We start from the raw sequence: 22,535 nt of genomic DNA on the forward strand, positions 1-22,535 counted from the left end.
AGTTTAGAGGAAGAGTCCAGGGCCTGGACGACTTCCTTCGGGAAATTTGACGCCGACTTTTCCGATTCTGTTCCCGTCCATGACCGCGACGGTCCACAGGGTGTTGTTCCACTCCACCTGGTCGCCCACTACCGGCGCACCGCCGACCTTCTGGGTGATGAAGCGGCTCAATGGCATATCCGGGTCGATACCCTCGAGCTTGAGGCCGTAAAGGGCCGACACCGCGCCCAGCTGGGCGTCGCCCTCGAGTACGAAGTCACCGAAGAAGCGCAGGTCGAGGCCACGTTGCGGCGCCTGGCTGAACAATTTGCCCAGGGCCGGCAGGTTGTGTTCGTGGCCGATCACGCAGAGCAAATCGTCGACTTCCAGCACCGTACTACCCGACGGGTGGAGCAGTTGCTGGCCACGGAACAGTGCGGCGATGCGCGTGCCTTCGGGCATTTTCAGCTCACGCAGGGCCGCGCCGATGCACCATTTTTCTGCACCCAGGCGGTAAACGAACAGCTCCCACTCGCTGGTGACGTGCACTTCCAGGGCCGCGCGGGAAATCGGCGCAGGGTCTGGCGGCACGGTCACTTTGAGCAGCTTGGCCACCCACGGCAGGCTTGTGCCCTGCACCAGCAGCGACACCAGCACGATAAAGAACGCCAGGTTGAAGTACAGCTGCGCGTGGGGCAGGCCGGCCATCAGCGGGAACACCGCCAGAATGATCGGCACCGCGCCGCGCAGGCCGACCCAGGCGATAAAGGCTTTTTCGCGCCCGTGGAACGCCTTGAACGGCAGCAGGCCGACCATCACCGACAGCGGCCGCGCAAACAGGATCATCCACAGCGCCAGGCCCAAGGCCGGTAGGGCGATGGGCAGCAAGTCATGCGGTGTGACCAGCAGGCCCAGCACCAAAAACATGCCGATCTGCGCGAGCCAGGCCATGCCGTCGAGCATGTGCAAAATGCCATGACGGCTGCGCACCGGGCGGTTGCCGATCACCAGGCCACACAGGTACACCGCGAGGAAGCCGCTGCCGTGCAAGGCGTTGGTCAGGGCGAACACCACCAGGCCACCGGCAATCACCAGGATCGGGTACAGGCCGGTGGCCAGGTTGATACGGTTGACCATCTGCAGCATCAGCCAGCCGCCGCCCAGGCCGACGATGCCGCCGATGCCGAATTCGCGGATCAGGTGGGTCAGCAGGCTCCAGTGCAAGCCGGTCTGGCCTGTGGCGAGCATGTCGATCAAGGTGACGGTGAGGAACACCGCCATCGGGTCGTTGCTGCCGGATTCGATTTCCAGGCTGGCGGTGACCCGTTCGTTCAGGCCCTTGCCGCCCAGCAGCGAGAACACTGCGGCGGCGTCGGTTGAGCCGACGATGGCGCCAATCAGCAAGCCTTGAATGATATTGAGGTCGAACAGCCAGGCAGCGGCCATGCCGGTGAGGCCGGTGGTAATCAACACGCCCACTGTGGCCAGCGACAGCGCCGGCCAGAGTGCCACGCGGAAACTCGCCACCCGTGTGCGCAAGCCACCATCGAGCAGGATGACCGCCAAGGCGAGGTTGCCCACCAAGTAGGCGGTTGGGTAGTTATCAAAGATAATGCCGCCGCCATCGACGCCGGCGACCATGCCCACAGCCAGGATGATCACCAGAATCGGGATGCCCAGGCGCGAGGAAAGAGAACTCACCAGAATGCTCGCACCCACCAGCAACGCGCCGATCAAGAACAGGCTGTTGATGGTCGTCGCATTCAAAGGCAGTACTCCAGAGCAGGGAAGACGGGCGCGAACTGACCATGCAGTCTGCGTGCCAGCGATTCTAACCTGTTGAATTGCTGCGCTGTCAAAAGATCATTCCCACGCTCTGCGTGGGAATGCCTCGTTGGACGCTCTGCGTCCGCTTTTAAGGCGTGACGCGCAGCGTCACAGGCTGCATCCCACGCGGAGCGTGGGAACGATCATTTTTTACCCAGGTGTGTCAGTTAAAGGCGAAAGCGCCCCACCATCCCATTCAAATCCACCGCCAGGCGCGATAGCTCACTGCTCGCCGCACTGGTCTGGCTGGCACCGGTTGCCGACTGCACTGACAGATCACGGATATTCACCAGGTTGCGGTCCACTTCCCGCGCCACCTGCGCCTGCTCTTCCGCTGCGCTGGCGATTACCAGGTTGCGTTCGTTGATCTCGACAATCGCGGTGTTGATGGTGTCCAGCGACATCCCGGCGCCTTTGGCGATGTTCAGCGTCGATTCGGCGCGCTCGGTGCTGTTGCGCATCGAATCCACCGCATGCTCGGTGCCGCTCTGAATGCTGCCGATCATCCGCTCGATCTCGCTGGTCGACTGCTGGGTGCGATGGGCCAGGGCCCGCACTTCATCCGCCACCACGGCAAACCCACGCCCGGCTTCACCGGCACGCGCGGCTTCAATAGCCGCGTTCAGGGCCAGCAGGTTGGTCTGGTCGGCGAGGCCGCGAATCACGTCCAGCACCTTGCCGATATCGCGCGATTCATTCGCCAGGTCGCCAATCAAGGTGGCCGTGGCTTGCACGTCACCGCTCATGCGCTCGATGGCGCTGACGGTTTCCTGCACTAAATCGCGGCCGTCACCGGCTGACGTGGTGGCGGCACGCGAGGCTTCGGAGGTGCTCACAGCGTTGCGCGCGACCTCTTCGACGGCGCTGGTCATCTCGTTGACGGCGGTGGCGGCTTGTTCGATTTCGTTGTTTTGCTGGGTCAGGCCACGGGCGCTTTCGTCGGTGACGGCGTTCAGCTCTTCGGCGGCGGACGCCAGTTGGGTGGCGGAACCGGCGATGCGTTGCAGCGTGTCGCGCAATTTGTCCTGCATCTTGGCCATGGCGGCCAGCAGGCGGCCGGCTTCGTCGTTGCCGTCGACCTTGATCGGGCGCGTCAGGTTGCCTTCGGCGACTTCTTCGGCGGCTTCCAGCGCCTGGGCGATTGGCAGGGTGATGCTGCGTGTCAGCAGCCAGGCGAACAGCACGGTCAGCGCCGTGGTAACGATCAACAGGCCCACCACCAGCTTAAACGCCATGTCGTATTGGTCTCTGGCTTGCTGGTTGGTCTCGTTGGCCATCTTGTTATTGATGTCCAGCAGGCGCGTCAGCACCGCATTGACCTGCTCGGAGTTGCTCAGCAATTCGGTGTTGAGCAAGTTGCGCAGGTCGTCGATCTGATTGGCGCGAGACAAGCTCTTCATGCGCTCTTCGATCTGGTGGTACTGGCCGAGCAAGCGCATATATTCGTCGTAAGCGGCGCGTTCTTCGCCGCTCTCGATGAGTTTTTCATAGATGCCCTGGGCGGTGCGGATCTGCTGGTTGCGCAGTTCGAAGGCTTCCAGGGTCTTTTGCTGCACGTCCGGCTCGCGGTTGGTCAGCAAGCGGTACGACAACACGCGCAGGCGCAGGGTCAGTTGGGTGAATTCGTCGAGGGCGCGAATGCTTGGCACGCTGGACTGAGTGATGTCTTCGGTTGCCGCACGGATCTTGCTCATTTGGTTCAGGGCGAACACGCCGAGAAACAACATGAGTGCACCAATAAACGCAAAGCCAAGAAAGGCCCTCGGAGCGATATTCATATTACGAAGAGACATGCTGGAGTCCTGGGGAGAAGCGCGATCCGTGCGGCCATGAGACGGGGTGTGCATCACCTATCGGCCATGCGACTAAAGTCTTAAGGGGGCGCGCGCTTTTGTCGCATCTGACGAGGGGTTGGGCGGATTCAGGAACCAGATGGGGTAAATGCAGTCACTAAGGCTCCAAAGTGTGGCCCGGCCCTTAAAAATCGGGCTGCCAGCCTGGGATAACCCTGGCATCCGAGGTGAATTTTCTTTATCGTCACCGCCCTTTTAAAAAGCCCGAGAAATCAAAATGTTAGAAGCATCACTCAGCCAATTGGAACAACTGGTCGGCGACCTGGTACAGCAGAATCAGGACCTGCTGGGCAGCAACGAATCCCTCAAGGCCGAACTGGCCCGCGCCAAGGATGAAAACGACAGCCTGCAATTGAACCTGATGGAGCAGGAAGAAAAGCACGGCGCCACCGCCGCGCGCATCCAGGCACTGGTTGAGCGTGTGAGCGCAGGTCCTGTCGGCGCATGAATGAAGGGATAAAGGTCGTTTCGATTCTCGGAGAGGATTACTCGATCAAGGCGCCGGATGGGGAAGATCAGACCCTGATGCACGCTGTGACCATGCTCAAGGCTTCCCTGGCCACCACCAAGAAAAAGTATCCGACGCTGATCGGTGACAAGTTATTGGTACTGGCCGCGCTGAACCTGTGCGCCGAGCAGATCGAAATGCAAAAGCACCACCAGCAGGAACTCGACCGTTACCAAGAGCAAGTCAGCGCCACGGTCGACGTCATCGCCAAGGCTATCGGACAGCCTTAAGGCTTAGAACCACTCGTCCTGCATGCCCAGGCACGTGTCATCGCGGGCCTCCAGAATCGCCAGTTCATGATGGCAGCTCGGCACTTCCCAGGTCAGGAAGTACCGGGCGGCCTGGAGCTTGCCTTTATAGAAGGCAGCATCGGCCGCATTGCCCCTGGCCAAGCCTTCCTCGGCGCGAATCGCCTGCTCCAGCCAGCGCCAGCCAATCACCGTGTGCCCGAACACCTTCAAGTACAGTGCCGAATTCGCCAGGCTGCTGTTGACCTTGCCTTGGGCGAGATCGGTCAGCAGGCCAATCGTCACGCTTTGCAGGCGATTAACTAACTGTTCCAGGGGTTCTCGCAGCGCCGTGAGTGACGGGTACTGTTGCGCCCGCGCGCCGGTTTCGGCGATCAGGCGGATCAGTTGCTTGAGGCCCGCGCCGCCGTTCTGCGCGAGCTTGCGCCCAAGTAAATCCAGGGACTGGATGCCGTGGGTGCCCTCATGAATCGGGTTCAGGCGATTGTCGCGGTAGTACTGCTCCACCGGGTATTCACGGGTGTAGCCGTGGCCGCCGAGGATCTGGATCGCCAGTTCGTTGGCCTTGAGGCAGAACTCCGACGGCCAGGATTTAACGATGGGCGTGAGCAAGTCGAGCAGTTCGTGGGCTTGCTTGCGCTCGGCGTCGGTTTCCAGGGTGGTGGTGTCATCGAACAGCCGCGCGGCATACAGGCCGAGGTCGAAGGCGCCTTCCACATAGGCTTTTTGTGTCAGCAGCATGCGCTTGATATCGGCGTGCTGAATGATCGAGACCGGTGCGGTGCTCGGGTCTTTGCTGTCCGGCAGGCGACCTTGCGGGCGTTCGCGAGCGTATTCCAGCGAGTAGAGGTAGCCGGCGTAACCGAGCATGACTGCACCCATGCCCACGCCGATGCGCGCCTCGTTCATCATCTGGAACATGCAGTTCAGGCCCTGGTGCGGTTTGCCTACCAGATAGCCGACGCAGTTGCCGTTATCGCCGAAGTTGAGCGCCGTGGACGTGGTGCCGCGCCAGCCCATCTTGTGGAACAGCCCGGCCAGCAACACATCGTTACGCGCGCCCAGGCTGCCATCATCGTTGACCAGGAACTTGGGCACGATAAACAGCGAAATGCCCTTCACCCCGGCCGGCGCGTCCGGCAACTTGGCCAGCACCATGTGCACGATGTTTTCCGACAGCGGGTGATCGCCGCCGGAGATGAAGATCTTGTTGCCCTTGAGGCGATAAGTGCCGTCAGCCGCTGGCTCTGCCCGCGTACGAATATCCGACAGCGACGACCCAGCATGCGGCTCGGTGAGGGCCATGGTGCCGAAGAAGCGGCCCTCGATCATCGGTTGCAGGAAGCGCTGTTTTTGCTCCTCTGTGCCGAAGCTTTCGATCAGGTTGGCGGCGCCCATGGTCAGGAACGGGTAGGAGGTTGAGGCCGCGTTGGCCGACTGGAAGTGCGCAAAGCAGGCCTGGGACAGCAAGGACGGCAACTGCATGCCGCCCGCTTCGAAGCTGCGCGCGGCGTTCAGGAAGCCGGCTTCAAGGAATGCGTCCACGGCCGGTTTCACTTCCGGAATCAGGATCGCCTGGCCGTCTTCATAGCGCGGTTCGTTTTCGTCGTTCTTGCGGTTGTGCGGCGCGAAGTACTTCTCGGCAATGCTGCGTGCGGTGCTGATGGCGGCATCGAAGGTTTCGCGGGTGTGTTCGGCAAACCGCTCGCGCTGTGTCAGGCCCTCGGCATCGAGGACTTCGTACAGCTCGAAAGCCAGATTGCGGGAACTGAGCAGCGTCTCGGACATGGCGGCTTACCTGTTTGGGGATGGGCCTGAGTCTAAGTGCGCGAATAGAGGCTGGATAGCAAGATTGATTTGCGTGATGCAGAGGCAGAACGCGAGAAGGGAGTTGCGAACGCGGTCAATGTGGGAGCGGGCTTGCTCGCGAATGCGGTGGATCAGTCAGTACATCTGGCGACTGACACTCCGCATTCGCGAGCAAGCCCGCTCCCACATGAGTTAACCGATGGTCATCAGGCTGGCGTTACCGCCTGCCGCTGCGGTGTTAACACTCAACGCCCGCTCAATTACCAAGCGCTCCAGCGCAATCGCCGTTTCACCCTGCGACAAACCATGCACCCCGACAATCGCCCCGCCACGCTGCGCCACTTGCTGGCACACCGCACGCAATTGATCGGAATCGCCGTGGTGCAGGACTGCGTCGAACACCACTTCGTCCTTGGTCCAGTCGGCCACGCGCTTGATCTTCGCCTGAATGTCCTTCGGCAGGCGTGGGAACACGGCCTTGGTCAGCTCAGTTTCCGGCCATACCGCCGAACCGCCTACAGCCAGCACGGCCGCCAGTTGCGTCAGCAGGTCGCCTTCTACTTCTGCCAGGCACAGCACGTGCTCGCGGGGCAGGATGGCGTAGCTGTTGCGCTCGCCGGTCGGGCCGGCCAGTTGGCGAGTGATACCGCTTTGCGATTGCGCGGCGAACTGGTTGCACAGGGCGCTGAGGTCGCTGAACTTGTTGCTGTCGGCCCAGGTTTTCAGGGCCGTCAGCGGTTGGCTCATGGCATCGCGCAGGCGCACGTCCGGTGCAGCCAACTTGTCGCCACGTACGAAGGATTGCTCGATTGCATCCGTAGGGCGGGTCGACAACAGGCGGTACAGGTACAACGGCCCACCGGCTTTCGGGCCAGTGCCCGACAGGCCTTCGCCGCCGAATGGCTGCACGCCGACCACGGCGCCGACGATGTTGCGGTTCACGTAGACGTTACCGGCATGCACGTTGTCGATCACCTTGGCGATGGTCTCGTCGATGCGGGTGTGTACGCCCAGGGTCAGGCCGTAGCCGGAGGCATTGATCTGCGCAATGAGCTGGTCGATCTCTTTGCGCTTGTAGCGCACCACGTGCAGCACCGGGCCGAAGATCTCGCGTTGCAGTTCGTCGAAGCTTTCCAGCTCGATCAGGGTGGGCATCACGAAGGTGCCGCGCTTGATCTCTTCGCCGTCGGCAATCGCCACTTGGTACACGTTGCGGCCTTTGTCGCGCATGGCCTGGATGTGTTTCTCGATGCCGGCCTTGGCTTCGGCATCGATCACCGGGCCAATATCCACCGACAGGCGCTCCGGGTTGCCCAGGCGGCATTCAGCCATGGCGCCCTTGAGCATTTCGATGACGCGGTCTGCCGAATCTTCCTGCAGGCACAGGACGCGCAGGGCCGAGCAGCGTTGGCCGGCGCTGTCGAAGGCCGACGAAACTACGTCGATCACCACTTGCTCAGTCAGTGCCGAAGAGTCGACGATCATCGCGTTCTGGCCACCGGTTTCGGCGATCAGCGGAATCGGACGACCCTGGGCATCCAGGCGGCCGGCGACGCTGCGTTGCAGCAGGCGCGCGACTTCGGTGGAACCGGTGAACATCACGCCTTTGACGCGATCATCACCGACCAGGCGCGCACCGACGCTTTCGCCCTGGCCCGGCAGCAGTTGCAGCACGCCTTGCGGAATACCGGCTTCGAGCAGGATGCGCACGGCTTGTGCAGCCACCAGCGGGGTTTGCTCGGCAGGCTTGGCCAATACCGGGTTACCGGCAGCCAGTGCCGCAGCGACTTGGCCACTGAAGATTGCCAGCGGGAAGTTCCACGGGCTGATGCACACCACCGGGCCGAGTGGGCGGTGGGCATCGTTGGTGAAATCGTTACGGGCCTGTACTGCGTAGTAACGCAGGAAGTCCACGGCTTCGCGTACTTCGGCGATGGCGTTGGCGAAGGTCTTGCCAGCTTCACGGGCCAGCAAGCCCATCAGCGGCTGGATCTCGCCTTCCATCAAGTCGGCGGCACGCTCCAGGATCGCGGCGCGCTCGGCGGGCGGAGTGGCCTGCCAGATCGGGCCGGCGTTGATGGCGCACTGGATAGCATTGTCGACGTCTTCGACGGTGGCTTCCTGTACATGGCCGACCACGTCACGCAGGTCGGACGGGTTCAGCACCGGTGCGGCAGGCTCATTGCTGGACGCGCAGCCCAGCATCGGCGCGGCTTTCCAGTCGTTGTGCGCGGTGGCCAGCAAGGCGCAAGACAGCGACGCCAGGCGGTGCTCGTTAGCCAGGTCGATACCGGCCGAGTTGGCGCGGTCGCTGCCATACAGGTCACGCGGCAATGGAATACGCGGGTGCGGCAAGCCGAAGCCGCCTTCCAGCGTCGCCATTTGCTCGATGTTGGCCACTGGATCGGCCACCAGCTCCTGAATCGAGATGGTGTGGTCGGCAATCCGGTTGACGAATGAGGTGTTGGCGCCGTTTTCCAGCAGGCGACGCACCAGGTAAGCCAGCAGTGTTTCGTGGGTGCCGACCGGCGCGTACACACGGCACGGACGGTTCAGCTTGCCTTCGGAGACCTTGCCTACAACTTGCTCGTACAGCGGTTCACCCATGCCGTGCAGGCATTGGAACTCGTACTGGCCGGGGTAATAGTTTTGACCGGCAATATGGTAAATAGCCGACAGGGTGTGGGCGTTGTGCGTGGCGAACTGCGGGTAGATGACTTCCGGCACCGACAGCAGCTTGCGTGCACAGGCGATGTAGGAAACGTCGGTGTACACCTTGCGGGTGTAGACCGGGTAGCCTTCCAGGCCTTCGACTTGGGCGCGCTTGATTTCGCTGTCCCAGTACGCGCCTTTTACCAGGCGGATCATCAGGCGGTGGCGGCTGCGGCGCGCCAGGTCGATGACGTAGTCGATCACATACGGGCAACGCTTCTGATAGGCCTGGATCACGAAACCGATGCCGTTCCAACCGGTCAGTTGCGGCTCGAAGCACAGGCGTTCGAGCAGGTCCAGCGACAGCTCCAGGCGGTCGGCTTCTTCGGCGTCGATGTTCAGGCCGATGTCGTAGTGCTTGGCCAGCAGGGTCAGCGACAGCAGGCGCGGGTACAACTCATCCATCACGCGTTCGTACTGCGCACGGCTGTAACGCGGGTGCAGTGCCGAGAGCTTGATGGAGATGCCCGGGCCTTCATAAATCCCACGGCCGTGGGAGGCTTTGCCGATGGAGTGAATGGCTTGCTCGTACGAGGCCAGGTACTTCTGGGCATCGTGCTCGGTCAGCGCGGCTTCACCGAGCATGTCGTAGGAGTAGCGAAAGCCCTTGGCTTCGAACTTGCTCGCATTGGCCAGGGCTTCGGCGATGGTTTCGCCGGTGACGAACTGCTCGCCCATCAGGCGCATGGCCATGTCGACGCCCTTGCGGATCATCGGCTCGCCGCTCTTGCCGATGATGCGGCTCAGGGACGAGGTCAAACCTGCTTCGTTATGCGTGGCGACCAGTTTGCCGGTCAGCAGCAGGCCCCAGGTGGCGGCGTTGACGAACAGCGACGGGCTGTTGCCCAGGTGCGGCTGCCAGTTGCCGGTGCTGATTTTGTCGCGGATCAGTGCGTCACGGGTGCCCTTGTCCGGGATGCGCAGCAGCGCTTCGGCCAGGCACATCAGTGCCACGCCTTCCTGGGACGACAGGGAGAATTCTTGCAGCAGGCCTTGAACAATACCGGCACGGCCGCCGGCGCTCTTCTGATTGCGCAACTTCTCGGCAATCGAAGCGGCCAGCTTATTGGTCGCTTCGGCCATTGGCTGCGGCAGGCGGGCCTGCTCGATCAGCATCGGCACCACTTCCGGCTCCGGGCGACGATAAGCGGCGGTAATCGAGGCGCGCAATACCGATTGCGGCAGGATACTTTCGGCGAACTCCAGGAAGCACTGGTGGGCGTGGTCCGGCTGCACTTCGCCTGCGTCTTCAGCGTCCTTGCTGCTCGAGCCATTGAGCTCGGTCAGGGTTGCACCACCCTCGAGTTTCTCCAGGTAATTGAAAATCGCCTGCTTGATCAGCCAGTGCGGCGTGCGATCAATGGAGGTCGCGGCCGCCTTGAGGCGTTCGCGGGTCGGGTCGTCGAGTTTGACCCCAAGGGTGGTCGTAGCCATCTTTTTATCCTCATGGGTGCCACTACTGCGTGGCATCTGCTGGCGGCAAGATTAGCTTTGCGCATGCAGAGGTGCAACCGGGTGCAACCCAAATTGTTCAGGAAATTTTCGATCGTGATCGGGAAAAAATCCGGCCCTCGACTGAATCCGCTCCGCCTTGGTGCATTTGCTTCTGACATTGGCTGTTCTTGCTCCGAAAAGGAGCAAAAAACCGCTGTTTTGGCCAAAACACACATGGGTGCAACTTATTCGCAAGAAACTGGTTGCACCTTATTTGCTTTGTTGAATAGCATTCGCGACCAAGGTGCAACCACCTCAAGGGGTTGGTTCATCGGCTGGCGGCTTTCCTGGGGAAACGCCAGTCATAAATGCGCGGTACGCCGTTTCGTCTACCCGGTTATCAACGGGTGGCCGTCTGACACAGACCGTCGCTACATAAAAACAAAGCCAGGGCGTCACTTCTTATGAGCGTTAGCAATCCCACCCTGATCACGTTTGTGATCTACATCGCAGCAATGGTGCTGATCGGCTTCATGGCCTATCGCTCCACCAACAACCTCTCCGATTACATCCTCGGCGGTCGCAGCCTCGGTAGCGTGGTTACAGCCTTGTCGGCGGGTGCTTCCGACATGAGCGGCTGGTTGTTGATGGGCCTGCCGGGCGCGATCTACATGTCCGGCCTGTCGGAAAGCTGGATCGCCATCGGCCTGATCGTCGGTGCTTACCTGAACTGGTTGTTTGTGGCCGGCCGCCTGCGTGTGCAGACCGAGCACAACGGCGACGCCCTGACGCTGCCGGATTACTTCTCCAGCCGTTTCGAAGATAAAAGCGGCTTGCTGCGGATCATCTCTGCGGTGGTGATCCTGGTGTTCTTCACTATTTATTGCGCTTCCGGCATCGTCGCCGGTGCCCGTCTGTTTGAAAGCACCTTCGGCATGTCCTACGAGACCGCGCTGTGGGCCGGTGCTGCCGCGACGATTGCCTACACCTTCGTTGGTGGTTTCCTGGCGGTCAGCTGGACAGATACCGTGCAAGCCACGCTGATGATCTTCGCGCTGATCCTGACGCCAATCATCGTGCTGCTGGCCACCGGTGGTATCGACACCACCTTCCTGGCGATTGAAGCCAAGAACCCCGACAACTTCAACATGCTGAAAAACACCAGCTTCATCGGCATCATCTCGCTGATGGGTTGGGGCCTGGGTTACTTCGGCCAACCGCACATCCTCGCGCGTTTCATGGCGGCGGATTCGGTTAAGTCGATTGCCAAGGCACGCCGTATCTCCATGACCTGGATGATCCTGTGCCTGGGCGGTACCGTGGCGGTGGGCTTCTTCGGCATCGCGTACTTCTCGGCGCACCCGGAAGTGGCCGGCCCGGTCAATGAGAACCACGAACGTGTGTTCATCGAGCTGGCCAAGCTGCTGTTCAACCCATGGATTGCCGGCGTGCTGCTGTCCGCCATCCTGGCGGCGGTGATGAGCACCCTGAGCTGCCAACTGCTGGTGTGCTCCAGCGCCCTGACCGAAGACTTCTACAAAACCTTCCTGCGCAAAAACGCCTCCCAGGTTGAACTGGTGTGGGTCGGCCGCGCCATGGTGTTGCTGGTGGCCCTGATCGCCATTGCCATGGCGGCCAACCCGAACAACCGTGTGCTGGGCCTGGTGAGCTACGCCTGGGCCGGCTTTGGCGCCGCGTTCGGTCCTGTGGTGCTGATCTCGGTGATCTGGAAACAGATGACCCGCAACGGCGCACTGGCCGGCATCCTGGTCGGCGCGGTCACTGTGATTGTGTGGAAGCACTTCGAGCTGCTGGGCCTGTACGAAATCATCCCAGGCTTCATCTTCGCCAGCCTGGCGATCTACTTCGTCAGCAAGCTGGGCGCACCGACTGCAGGTATGGTCGAGCGTTTTGATGCTGCGGAAAAAGACTACAACCTCAACAAGTAATTCGTCGGGTGCTGAGCGCCCGCTGAGTTGAAAAAAAGGCCCGCGTCCTAAGGATAGCGGGCCTTTTTTATGGCTGATTCAGTCGGTGTCAGGCTGATTAAGAAAAATCAGCACGCCCAGAATCGCCATGTAGAACTTGAACGCCGCTTCCTGGCCGTTCCACTGATGGGATTGCCACATCAGAAACCATTCCCCACCCACCACCATAAAACCAAAAAACCACACCATAAAACCGAGGGCGAGGCCGGTGGTTGCGCCTGCTTTGGCGCGGTTAAAGTCGACACCGCTAGCGTGCCGTGCACGCCACAGCGATAGCGCACCCCAGGCCAGCAACAGCGCGGTGAGCGCCTCTCCCAGGATGATCAGCGCATAGGCCGCGTGCCACAGCCATGGCGTGGTGATTGAGCGGTAAAGGGCGGCGTTGTCGGGGAACGTGGTGTCCATGCTCAACACGTGTTTGACGAAGGCGAAGTTGGAGCCGTAGTCCGTGATGTTGTTGAACGCAACGAGGGTCGCGAAGGCCGCAAGTACAAGGGTCAGGATGATTTTTGCGTAGCGGGCGGTCATGCTTTTTCCAGTGATCCGGCGAGAAAGGGACAGTTACGCTAGCACGGCGGTGGCGTGCTTTCGACGCAGGCAACATGAAGAATCGGGCACCCATGGCGTAGGAACATACTGATTTGGCCACGCGGCGCTCAGGAGGGCAAAAAGCTGGTGCAGAATCGACCGCCCACCCCTCGCAGAGAAACACCGGATGTTCGCTCCTGCCAACGAAAGTGCTTTTAACCTGACCCTTGATGGCCAGCCCAGCGATCTCAAGGTCCATGGGTTCACAGGTGATGAGTTTATTAGCCTGCCCTTTCGCTTCGACCTTGAACTGGTCAGCGAGCAGGCCGACCTGGACCTCGAGAGCCTCATGCACCGGCAGGCCTTCCTGGGGTTTGACGCTAATGGTCATGGTATTCACGGCCAGGTGTATCGGGTGGCACAAGGCGATGCGGGCAAGCGTCTTACCCGTTACCAGATCACGTTGGTGCCGCAGCTGGCTTACCTGGAGCACAGCACTCACCAGCGGATTTTCCAGAAAAAAACCGTGCCTCAGATCATTGCGCTGGTGTTGGAAGCCCAGGCTATCCAGGGCGACACCTTTGTGTTTCAACTGAGCGGCAAGTATCCCGAGCGTGAGTACTGTGTTCAGTTCGACGAAACCGATCTGGCGTTCATTCAGCGCTTGTGTGCCGAGTCCGGCATTCACTACCACTTTCAGCACAGCCCCGAGCGTCACCTGTTGGTATTTGGCGACGACCAGAGCGTGTTTCTCAAGCCAGATCAAGCCACTCCTTACTCGCCCGGTTCCGGAATGGTTGCCGATACCCCTGCGATCAAGCGGTTTATCTTGCGGTTGGAGACCCGTAGCACCGGCGTGAACCTGCGCGACTACGACTTCAAGAAGCCAAGCCTGGCATTGGAGAGCGCAGCATCCGGCGGGCAGCGCCCCACCCTGAGCGAGCAGCGCTACCCTGGGCACTTTGCCGATCGCGAGCATGGCAAGTACCTGGCGCAACGCGTGTTGGAGCGTCATCGCAGCGATTATCGCCAGGCCAGCGGTTTCAGCGACCAGCCGGGCCTCGTCACCGGGCAGTTCCTGAAAATGTCCGGGCACCCGCGTCCGGAATGGAATGATCTGTGGCTGGTCACCCAGTTGCACCATTCCGGGCAGCAGCCTCAGGTGTTGGAAGAGTCTGCGCCTGAAGACTATGGCGATGAATCGTCTCAGGGCTACAGAAACGAATTTGTTGTCAGCCCTTGGGATGTGCCGTTTCGAACGCCACTGATACTGTCGCGGCCGCAGATCTCCGGCTACCAGAACGCGGTGGTCACGGGGCCTGCCGACAGTGAGATCCATTGCGACGAATACGGCCGGGTCAAAGTACAGCTGGCCTGGGACCGCGACGGCGACCATAACGACCATTCCAGCTGCTGGCTGAGAGTCGCCAGTGCCTGGGCCCATGACCGTTATGGTGCGGTGCTGATTCCCAGGGTCGGCATGGAAGTCCTGGTGGGCTTCGCCAATGGCGACATGGACATGCCGCTGGTGATGGGCTGCCTGCCCAACGCGGCAAACCCGGTGCCGCTCGACCTGCCGGCGGACAAAACCCGCAGCATTCTGCGCAGCCACAGCAGCCCAGGTGGCGGCGGCTACAACGAACTGCGCATTGAAGACCGCAAGGGCGCCGAGGAAATCTACCTGCGCGCCCAGCGTGACTGGACCCAGCATGTACTGCATGACGAACAGGTGCAGGTGGATAACCAGCGGCGGGTGACGGTGGGTGGCGAGTCGCATCATGAGCTGCAAGGCGAAGAGCAGCGCATCACCCATGGCAACCGCCTGACCGAACTCAAGCAGGACGATCATCTGGTGGTCGGTGGTTCGCAGCAGATGCGCGCGGGTCGCACCATTCAAATCGGGGCAGGGCAAAGCATCGTCATTGATGCCGGCGCCAGCGTGACGATCCAGGCGGGCGGGCAGTCGATCACGCTTTCGGCGGGCGGCATTTTCAGCAGCGTGCCGATTCAGCTGGGCGGTGCGCCTGCCGCCGCCGCTGCGCCGTTAATGCCGGGCATCAAGGAAAAGTTGCTGGCGGTTATTCCCGCACCGCTCAGCCGCGTGCAAGTGGCCAGCCTGAAACGCAGCGCGCCGTTTTGCGAAGAGTGCGAGCGCTGCAAGAACGGGCAGTGTGACCTCCCGCAGCATGGCGGCAAAGGGTCAGGAGCCACTGCTGGTAAAGCCTCTGGCGTCGAGCCGGGGTTTCATATTGTGCAGCGCGCAATGCCTCGGGATGCTTTGGAAAAGTCTCTGTTCGAATCGCCCAGTGCGGTCGTACTGGAGCGTTTTCGCAGCCTTAATCCACAACTCACGCAATACGCCAGGCCGGGGCAATTGCTTGTACTCAGCGATCCGCTTAACAGCCAATGCACGCGTGAAGAGGCGTTGCTCATGGAAGCGGCACAGGAGGTGAACGATGCGCTGAAGCCAATGAGTGATGACGAAGCGGCGTTTATGGTTGAGCACGAGGAAGTGATTGGTGCGTTTTTGGCAGAGAGTTCGACGGCGGTGGGGATCGGATCAAGCATGGTGGCGAGTCATCTGGCTCAGACCCAGACCACTCTCGTAAACCTTGAAAAGTTGCACGTCGAAACCTACCGGGCACATGGCAATCTGCAAGGCGCCGACTTTTTTGCCAAACGTAAGCGATTGTTAACTCAGCTGGATAGCAGTCTCGGGCCTTTGGTGCGTAAAGGTGTGGGTATTGCAGACCACCCGAAGCTCAAAAGTGCGTTGGGAATTTCCAGTCGTAGTTTGGTTCATCATTGGAGCAAAGCAGGCGTGTCGGGGGGGATTCCAGGGTATGCGACGCACATTCAAGGTGTAGCGCGGGCGAGTCAGTATATGAAGGTCGGCGGGTTTGTCGGTATTGGGCTAGGGGCGTCTGCATCGGCGATCAAGGTAAAAGAAACGTGTCGGGTTGGCAGTGAAGAAGATTGTCAAAAGGTGAAATTCACGGAGGGAGGCAGTTTCGTCGGTAGTGCCTTCGGTGGTTGGTTGGGTGGTTCTGGAGCGGCAGCGAGCGCTGGCACGGTTTGCGTTGCTATAGGTGCGGGAACTGCGGGCGTGGGAGGAGTTTTATGTGTCTTGGTAGTTGTGGGGGCAGGTGCAGCTGTTGTGGGAGCTGGCGGGACAATTGTTGGAGAACACTTGGGGGAATTTATTTATAAAGGAGGAAAGCAGTGACGGGTAACTATTACGAATATTATATGTGGTGCTGGATAGGTGTGGTCGCTTTTGTGGGGTTGATATTTTTGGTACAGGTGTATTTTTCCTATTGTAAGGTAAATGAGATATTGAAGTATCTAGGTGAGGCGAAAGTAGTCGTTTCTCGTAGGGAAGTGCTGGATGCGGGCTTTTTAAATAGAACATTTTTCGTGTTAACCATTGCGGGAATGTTTGTCTTTTCTGAGGTGCATATTAAAGATGGTGGTTTTACCCGGGCAGAATTTGAGCAAGTCCCCTCTCGGCTTAAGTTTCAACTAAAAGCGTTGGTGTATTCTTTGTTCTTCTTAGTCGGTTTTTGTGTCGCTTTATGGGCGGTTGGTAAGTATGTCGGCTGGCTTGGATGAAAGCTTCGAATGAGCAACTGTAGGGCGCTGAATTATTATCTACCTCTTAGGGGTTGAAAAATATATTCAATGCCGAAGTAGACTGCTCCGCACTTGGCTAGTCCTTCGGAAGTTGGCGAGTTTATTAGCGGCGTAGTAGCAGCGGCGGCGTGAGTTTCTGGTGCAGGTGTCCGTTGCTCAGCTATTAGGGCAGGTATTGGTGGCGGTGGAGCGGCTGCAGGCGGGTGAGTGTTGGTCAAATCATCTAACCGTGTTGACTGCTGATGGCGCTGACGGGGGAGTCGTTGTATGCGTGTAGATGAGATGAAAGAAATTTATGAGGTTGTGAGAGCAGTCTTTGTAGTAGTGATAATTGTGTGGTTTGTTGTGTTTTATTATGTGAGTTATTTTAAGTTTGATGAAATACAAGGTTGTCTAGCTCGTTTTCCATCGCCTGGATGGTATGGGTGTGAGTTAAAGGCAGACTGGGTGCGTAGACAGTTTTTGTTGAGCGATATCATGGCTGTAATTGCTTTTCCAAAACGTTGCATCAGAGCGGGGCGACTTAATTCTGATGATTATCGTGACTTTCCCAAGGGGCTGAAATGGACGCTGTGTGTGTTGGGGTATTGGGCAGTGGTTAACTTTTTGGGGCTGCTGATTATTTATATTGTTGGTGGTTGCATGGGCTGGACAAAATGGTCTCGCTATTAGTCCCTGTGCATTGCTTTTTGTTTTGCTATTTGGGGTCGTGATACCTTAAATAACGTTGACTAACCTTTATTTGCGAAGGAATATCTCCAGTGCGCAAGCAGTTGGTGCCCCACACTTGGTTAACCCACCACCCCCTCCAACTTGGCGAAAACCTCTTCGTCATACTCAGCAGCGCCAGCGACGCCAAACCTTTCGACGCCTGGCGAATCAACGCTGCCGGCATATCGCCCCAGCCAATCTGGGCAGGCACGACCTATGCGCAGTGGAATGAGGTCATGCCTTACGTTGGCATCATCGAGCCCGACAGCGCCTTTCTCGACTGGGTCGCAACCACCGATTCAACGGATTGGGGTTGGCTGGCGGTATCGTCCAGCCCACTGGAAACAGTGGTCGCGCACCTGCAGAGCTTGACCAAGGTGCTGTTGCCCGAGGGGCAGGAAGTGTTTCTGCGCTTCTGGGATGGCGGCCAATTTCTGCCGATTGTGCAAAACCTCGGCGACGAGGCGGGGAAGGTGTTGCCGGTATTTCAGCGTTACCTGATCAACGGCCAACCGCTGACGGTTGCGACTGGCCCGGTCACTGCCGCCAAAACCAGCCCATGGTGGCAAGTGCCTGCCTCGTCGCTGGAGCATCTGGCAGAGCAATCACCCCACGTGCTGATCGACAACTTGCTGCAATGGCTCGAAGAGCAGCGACCCGACCTGCATACCGCGTTCAAGCCTGCGATCTTGCGCCACAAGGTCGCCTACTTCGCCCGCGGGGCGGATGTCAGTCATGGGGCGCTGGCCGACTATTTGGCCTGCGAGTTGAGTTGAACGGGTTTGTTGTGGCAGGCCCGCTCGCCATAACAAACACCGCCCGGCATGCGGCCCTGCACCTTTGCGTCGGTAAAAGGTAAACTTCGCCCCCTGCGCAGGAGCAACCATGAATTATCGTCACGCCTTTCACGCCGGCAACCATGCCGATGTCTTCAAACACCTGACCTTGACCCGCCTCATCGCCTTGATGTCGCGCAAGGAGCAGCCGTTCGCTTACCTCGATACCCACGCCGGGATCGGGCTGTACGACTTGCAAGGTGATCAGGCCAACCGTACCGGTGAATACCTGGAAGGCATCGCCCGGCTGTGGGGCGAGCGCGACCTGCCGCCGTTGACCGCCGACTACATGCGTGTGCTGCATGAGATGAACCCGGATGGCCAGTTGCGCTACTACCCTGGTTCGCCGGAACTGGCGCGCCGCCTTACGCGCCCCCAGGACCGTGTGCTGCTCAACGAAAAGCACCCGGAAGACGGCGTGCTGCTCAAGGACAACATGAAGGGTGATCGCCGGGTCAAAGTGCACCTGGGCGAAGGCTGGCATGTGCCGCGCGCCTTGCTGCCGGTGCCGGAAAAACGCGCGCTGATGTTGATCGATCCGCCGTTTGAGCAGCTCGACGAAATGCAGCGCTGCGCGGCGTCCCTCAAGGAAGCGGTCAGCCGCATGCGCCAGACTGTTGCAGCGATCTGGTATCCGGTGAAAGACCAGCGCATGTTGCGCCGCTTCTACCAGGACCTGGCCGGCACCGGTGCGCCGAAGTTGCTGCGGGTGGAGTTGCTGGTGCATCCGCTGGACACGCCCAACACCCTGACGGGTTCGGGCCTGGCAATCGCCAACCCGCCGTGGGGTTTGGAAGAGGAGTTGCGTGAGCTGTTGCCGTGGCTGTCCAAGAAGCTTGGCCAGACCCAGGGTGGGTGGCAGATGGATTGGCTCATCGCTGAGTAATTAGCTCTCAAGCCAAACACAAAACTAAATGTGGGAGCGGGCTTGCTCGCGAATGCGGTATATCAGTCACACATGTGTTGACTGACCCACCGGATTCGCGAGCAAGCCCGCTCCCACATTTTTTGATCTGCGCTGTGCTTAGATCGGGCAGGTCACGCCCGTGCCGCCGATGCCGCAATAGCCCTGCGGATTCTTTGCCAGGTATTGCTGGTGATACGCCTCAGCGAAATACACCGTCGGCGCTTCTTCGATTTCGGTGGTGATGGTGCCCAGGCCAGCCTTGGTCAGCTCGGCCTGATAAGCCTCGGCGCTGGCCTTGGCCGCCTCCAGATGCTCAGGTTTCACCGCGTAGATCACCGAACGGTACTGGCTGCCGATGTCGTTGCCCTGGCGCATGCCCTGGGTTGGGTTGTGCAACTCCCAAAACATTTTCAGCAGCTCTTCATAGCTGATTTTGTCTTGATCAAATACCACCAGCACCACTTCGCTGTGGCCGGTCAGGCCCGAGCAGACTTCTTCATAGGTCGGGTTCGGCGTGTAGCCGCCGGCGTAACCGACCACCGTGCTGACCACGCCGTCGCGCTGCCAGAATTTGCGCTCCGCACCCCAGAAGCAACCGAGACCGAAGATCGCGAACTCTACATTGTCAACAAAGGGGCCGAGCAACGGGTTGCCGTTGACGAAGTGCGTCTCTGGAAGAGACATGGGGGTTTCACGGCCAGGCAAAGCTTGTTCTTGAGTGGGCAACACGTTTTTGTTCACCAGAATTTCCGAGCGCAAGACCATGATCAGTCCTCTCAGTCAGATTGAGTTATGTAATAGACAGACAGCCAGTGTGCCCGAGTGTTACAGCGCTGTCAGGCGATTGGCCCGCGCGGGTAGCGTTTAAGCTTCTCGAGCAGCTCTGCGCCGGGGATCGGTCGGTCGAACAAATAGCCTTGGCCCACATCGCAGCGATGCCGACGCAGGAACGCCAGTTGCTCGGCGGTCTCGATGCCCTCGGCCACTACCTTGAGTTTGAGGTTGTGGGCCATGGCGATGACCGCCGAGGTGATTTCCATGTCGTCCTGGTTGTCCGGGATTTCATGGATAAAGCTGCGGTCGATCTTGATGATGTCGATGGGGAATTTTTTCAAGTAGCTCAGCGACGAGTAACCGGTGCCGAAGTCGTCCATGGCCAGGGTCAGGCCAAAGCTCTTCAGCTGGTCCAGTTGAAGGCGCGTGTCTTCGGTGGCCTCAAGCAACAAGCCTTCGGTCAGCTCCAGCTCCAGCAGGTTGGCCGGCAGCTGTTCTTCCTTGAGGATGGTGGCAATCGAGGCCACCAGGTCCGGGTCGGAAAACTGCTTGGGCGACAGGTTGATCGCCACCTGCAAGTTACCCATGCCCGCGGCGGTCAACTGCCGGCTCATGCGGCAGGCCTGGCGAGCGATCCATTTGCCGATGGGGATGATCAGCCCGGTTTCTTCCGCCACGCTGATGAACTGGTCGGGGCGGATCATGCCCTTTTCCGGGTGGTTCCAGCGCAACAGCGCTTCCATGCCCAGCAAGCGGCCGCTGCGCAGGCATAGCTTGGGCTGGTAGAACACGTCCAGTTCATTCTGGGTCAAGGCGCGGCGCAGGTTGTTTTCCACGAACAGCTTGTAACTGGCCTCGGCGTTCAGGGCCTCGGTAAACACCTGCACCTGATGTTTGCCGTTGGCCTTGGCCTTATGCAGCGCGAGCCCGGCGTTACGCATCAGGGTTTGCGGGTCGCGGCCGTGCAAGGGCGCGCAGGCCAGGCCCACTGAGCCGGTGACGCTGATCAACTGGTTGTCGACGAACATCGGTTTGTCGAGGGTTGCCAGCAACTGGCTGGCGACCTGTTGGCCGGTCTCCAGGTCGGTGTCGTCGAGCAACACCGCAAACTCGTTACTGGCAAACCGCGCCAGGCTGCCGCCGGCACTCAGGCTGTTGCGCAGGCGGCGGGCCAGGCTGATCAGCAGCTTGTCGCCGGTCTGGTGGCCGAGGCTGTCGTTGATCCGCTTGAAGTTGTCGATGTCCACCAGCAACAGGCTGATCGGGCTGTCGCTGTCGCGGGCAAAGCGTTCGTCGAGGTTGCGGATAAACGCCGGACGGTTGCCCAGGTTGGTCAGGTTGTCGGTGTAGGCCAGGCGCTCGATGCGCTGCTGGGCCAGCTTGGTCTGGGTGATGTCTTCGTAGATGCCGATGTAGTGGGTCAACTCACGGTTGTCGCCATACACCTTGGAAATCGACAACTGGCCCCAGTAGGGTTCGAGGTTCTTGCGTCGGCTCTTGAATTCGCCCTGCCAGCTGTTGCTCTTGGCCAGGCTCGATGGCGCGTCGAACAGCAATTCGCTGAGGTTCTCCAGCGCCGGCAGTTGCGCCAGGCGGTGGCCGTGGACCTCTTCGGCGCTGTACTGGGTGATCGCGGTAAAGCTAGGGTTGACGTACTCCACCACGCCGTCGCAGTTGACCAGCAAAAAGGCGTTGGCGCTTTGCTCCACCGCACGCTGAAACAGGTGCAGGGCGCTGGTGGCGGTGCGCCGGTTGTGGTTGTTGATCACCTGTGCGAATTGATCCGCCAGCTCGCCGGCGAAGGCGATTTCATCGGTCTGCCACGCGCGGGGGCTGCCGCTTTGTTCCAGGCACAACACGCCAATGACCTGACCATCGACGCGGATACTCGCGTCGAGCATCGCATATATATCTTTAGCGCGCAGGCTCTCGGCCATTTCCCGGGTGCGCGGGTCGCGCATCGCATGGGTGGCGTCGATGGCGCGGCTCGAGTGCAGGGCTTCCAGGTAGTCCGGGAAGCCGCTGGCGTCGATCGCTTCCGGCAAGTGGTGTTGTTGGTCGGCGCGGTGGTAGGCCGAGATCGGCACCAGGCGCTGGCCTTCGAGGTTCCAGATGCTCGCGCAATCGATCTGGTAGATGTCGCAGGCGCTACGGGTGATCAGCTCGGCGGCTTCTTGCAGCGAATTAGGCGTGGTGTAGCGCTGGCGGGCCAGCAGCAAGATCAGCTCCTGTTGGGCGCGCACCCGTTCCAGGTGCTGCAACTGTTCCAACTGGGCGCGCTGGTTGAGCTCCAGGGCGATCTGCAGGCGGCTGTTCTGGTTTTCCAGGTCTGCGGTCGGGGCGGCGGTGGGGATTTCGCTGAACAGCCCGTCGACCACCATCAAGTAGCCGCGCAGCAGGTGACGGTTGTGCTGTTTGTAGGCCTCGCCCATTTCCAGCAGGCTCAAAGGTCCGTCGCTGGTGTGCAAGGTGTAGCGCACCAGGTAATGCGGGCTCTGGGTCAGTTGTTGCTGGATCGCATCGTGCAGCTGATAGCGCGCCTGCGGTTCCATCAGGCTGGCGTAGGGTGTGCCGACCAGTGCGCACAATTCAACCGCTGGCAGACCGAATTGGCGCTCGCAATTGGGGTCGAGGTAGAGCAAAGCCCAGCTTGCCTCATTAAGCCGCTCGAAACGCAGCATACCGAGGCGCGAGGGCACCGGTAACTGCGTCACTACCTCGGCCGCCATACGGGCGACATCGGGTTGGCTTTTCATGGGGAAACTCGCTTGGAAAAATGCGCACGGCG

15 protein-coding genes and 2 pseudogenes are annotated in these 22,535 nt (G+C 60.0%); 9 read left to right on the forward strand and 8 right to left on the reverse strand.

Features of this window, described 5'->3' with window-relative positions; genetic code table 11:
* Positions 1 to 3: 3 nt before the first annotated feature.
* The 3 genes and pseudogenes from ACA065_RS02255 to ACA065_RS02265 form a co-directional block, all read right to left on the reverse strand.
* A complete protein-coding gene (locus ACA065_RS02255) occupies positions 4 to 1,746 on the reverse strand; it encodes a potassium/proton antiporter (protein WP_197625817.1) in 1,743 nt (580 codons plus the stop codon).
* Between the two features lie 227 nt (positions 1,747 to 1,973).
* Complete coding sequence (locus ACA065_RS02260; protein WP_497695289.1) at positions 1,974 to 2,846, reverse strand: methyl-accepting chemotaxis protein; 873 nt, start codon at positions 2,844 to 2,846, stop codon at positions 1,974 to 1,976.
* A gap of 30 nt (positions 2,847 to 2,876) precedes the next feature.
* Positions 2,877 to 3,653: pseudogene (locus ACA065_RS02265) on the reverse strand (MCP four helix bundle domain-containing protein); the annotation flags it as partial.
* A gap of 223 nt (positions 3,654 to 3,876) precedes the next feature.
* Here ACA065_RS02265 and ACA065_RS02270 point away from each other — a divergent pair.
* The gene (locus tag ACA065_RS02270; protein ID WP_431749303.1) at positions 3,877 to 4,107 is read left to right on the forward strand and encodes a hypothetical protein; all 231 of its coding nucleotides are present in this window, start codon (positions 3,877 to 3,879) and stop codon (positions 4,105 to 4,107) included.
* Positions 4,104 to 4,397: a cell division protein ZapA gene (locus ACA065_RS02275; protein WP_497693133.1), complete on the forward strand. Its 294-nt coding sequence runs from the start codon at positions 4,104 to 4,106 to the stop codon at positions 4,395 to 4,397. Before ACA065_RS02270 ends, ACA065_RS02275 begins: the two co-directional genes overlap by 4 nt.
* A 3-nt stretch (positions 4,398 to 4,400) precedes the next feature.
* Here ACA065_RS02275 and ACA065_RS02280 read toward each other — a convergent pair whose 3' ends face one another.
* On the reverse strand, positions 4,401 to 6,203 hold the full coding sequence (locus tag ACA065_RS02280) for an acyl-CoA dehydrogenase (protein ID WP_497693134.1): 1,803 nt from the start codon (positions 6,201 to 6,203) through the stop codon (positions 4,401 to 4,403).
* Between the two features lie 213 nt (positions 6,204 to 6,416).
* Entirely contained in the window at positions 6,417 to 10,370 is a 3,954-nt protein-coding gene (putA, locus tag ACA065_RS02285; protein WP_497693135.1) for a trifunctional transcriptional regulator/proline dehydrogenase/L-glutamate gamma-semialdehyde dehydrogenase, read from the reverse strand.
* Between the two features lie 81 nt (positions 10,371 to 10,451).
* Here putA and ACA065_RS02290 point away from each other — a divergent pair, with 81 nt between their 5' ends.
* Positions 10,452 to 10,838, forward strand: coding sequence for a hypothetical protein (locus ACA065_RS02290; protein WP_497693136.1), 387 nt, complete (start codon positions 10,452 to 10,454; stop codon positions 10,836 to 10,838).
* A complete protein-coding gene (gene putP, locus ACA065_RS02295; protein WP_497693137.1) occupies positions 10,835 to 12,319 on the forward strand; it encodes a sodium/proline symporter PutP in 1,485 nt (494 codons plus the stop codon). Before ACA065_RS02290 ends, putP begins: the two co-directional genes overlap by 4 nt.
* Positions 12,320 to 12,397: 78 nt before the next feature.
* Here the strand turns inward: putP and ACA065_RS02300 are convergent, their stop codons facing one another.
* On the reverse strand, positions 12,398 to 12,886 hold the full coding sequence (locus ACA065_RS02300) for a DUF2165 family protein (protein ID WP_497693138.1): 489 nt from the start codon (positions 12,884 to 12,886) through the stop codon (positions 12,398 to 12,400).
* 187 nt (positions 12,887 to 13,073) lie between these two features.
* Between ACA065_RS02300 and ACA065_RS02305 the strand changes: the two are divergent.
* The 5 genes and pseudogenes from ACA065_RS02305 to ACA065_RS02325 form a co-directional block, all read left to right on the forward strand.
* Positions 13,074 to 15,074 (forward strand): annotated as a pseudogene (locus tag ACA065_RS02305) (type VI secretion system Vgr family protein); the annotation flags it as partial.
* Between the two features lie 1,034 nt (positions 15,075 to 16,108).
* Positions 16,109 to 16,498, forward strand: a complete 390-nt coding sequence (locus ACA065_RS02310; protein WP_497693139.1) for a hypothetical protein — start codon at positions 16,109 to 16,111, stop codon at positions 16,496 to 16,498.
* A gap of 288 nt (positions 16,499 to 16,786) precedes the next feature.
* Complete coding sequence (locus tag ACA065_RS02315) at positions 16,787 to 17,191, forward strand: hypothetical protein (protein ID WP_497693140.1); 405 nt, start codon at positions 16,787 to 16,789, stop codon at positions 17,189 to 17,191.
* An 89-nt stretch (positions 17,192 to 17,280) separates the two neighbouring features.
* Positions 17,281 to 18,006 carry a DUF4123 domain-containing protein gene (locus tag ACA065_RS02320; RefSeq protein ID WP_497693141.1) on the forward strand — a complete coding sequence of 242 codons (726 nt, stop codon included), beginning with the start codon at positions 17,281 to 17,283 and terminating at the stop codon, positions 18,004 to 18,006.
* A gap of 109 nt (positions 18,007 to 18,115) precedes the next feature.
* A complete protein-coding gene (locus tag ACA065_RS02325) occupies positions 18,116 to 18,952 on the forward strand; it encodes a 23S rRNA (adenine(2030)-N(6))-methyltransferase RlmJ (RefSeq protein WP_497693142.1) in 837 nt (278 codons plus the stop codon).
* 138 nt (positions 18,953 to 19,090) lie between these two features.
* Here ACA065_RS02325 and msrA read toward each other — a convergent pair whose 3' ends face one another.
* Together msrA and ACA065_RS02335 are read right to left on the reverse strand one after the other, a co-directional pair.
* On the reverse strand, positions 19,091 to 19,738 hold the full coding sequence (gene msrA, locus ACA065_RS02330; protein ID WP_497693143.1) for a peptide-methionine (S)-S-oxide reductase MsrA: 648 nt from the start codon (positions 19,736 to 19,738) through the stop codon (positions 19,091 to 19,093).
* 71 nt (positions 19,739 to 19,809) lie between these two features.
* Entirely contained in the window at positions 19,810 to 22,503 is a 2,694-nt protein-coding gene (locus tag ACA065_RS02335; RefSeq protein ID WP_497693144.1) for a putative bifunctional diguanylate cyclase/phosphodiesterase, read from the reverse strand.
* Positions 22,504 to 22,535 lie beyond the last annotated feature (32 nt).

It is taken from the genome of Pseudomonas sp. LBUM1640 (assembly GCF_059716225.1).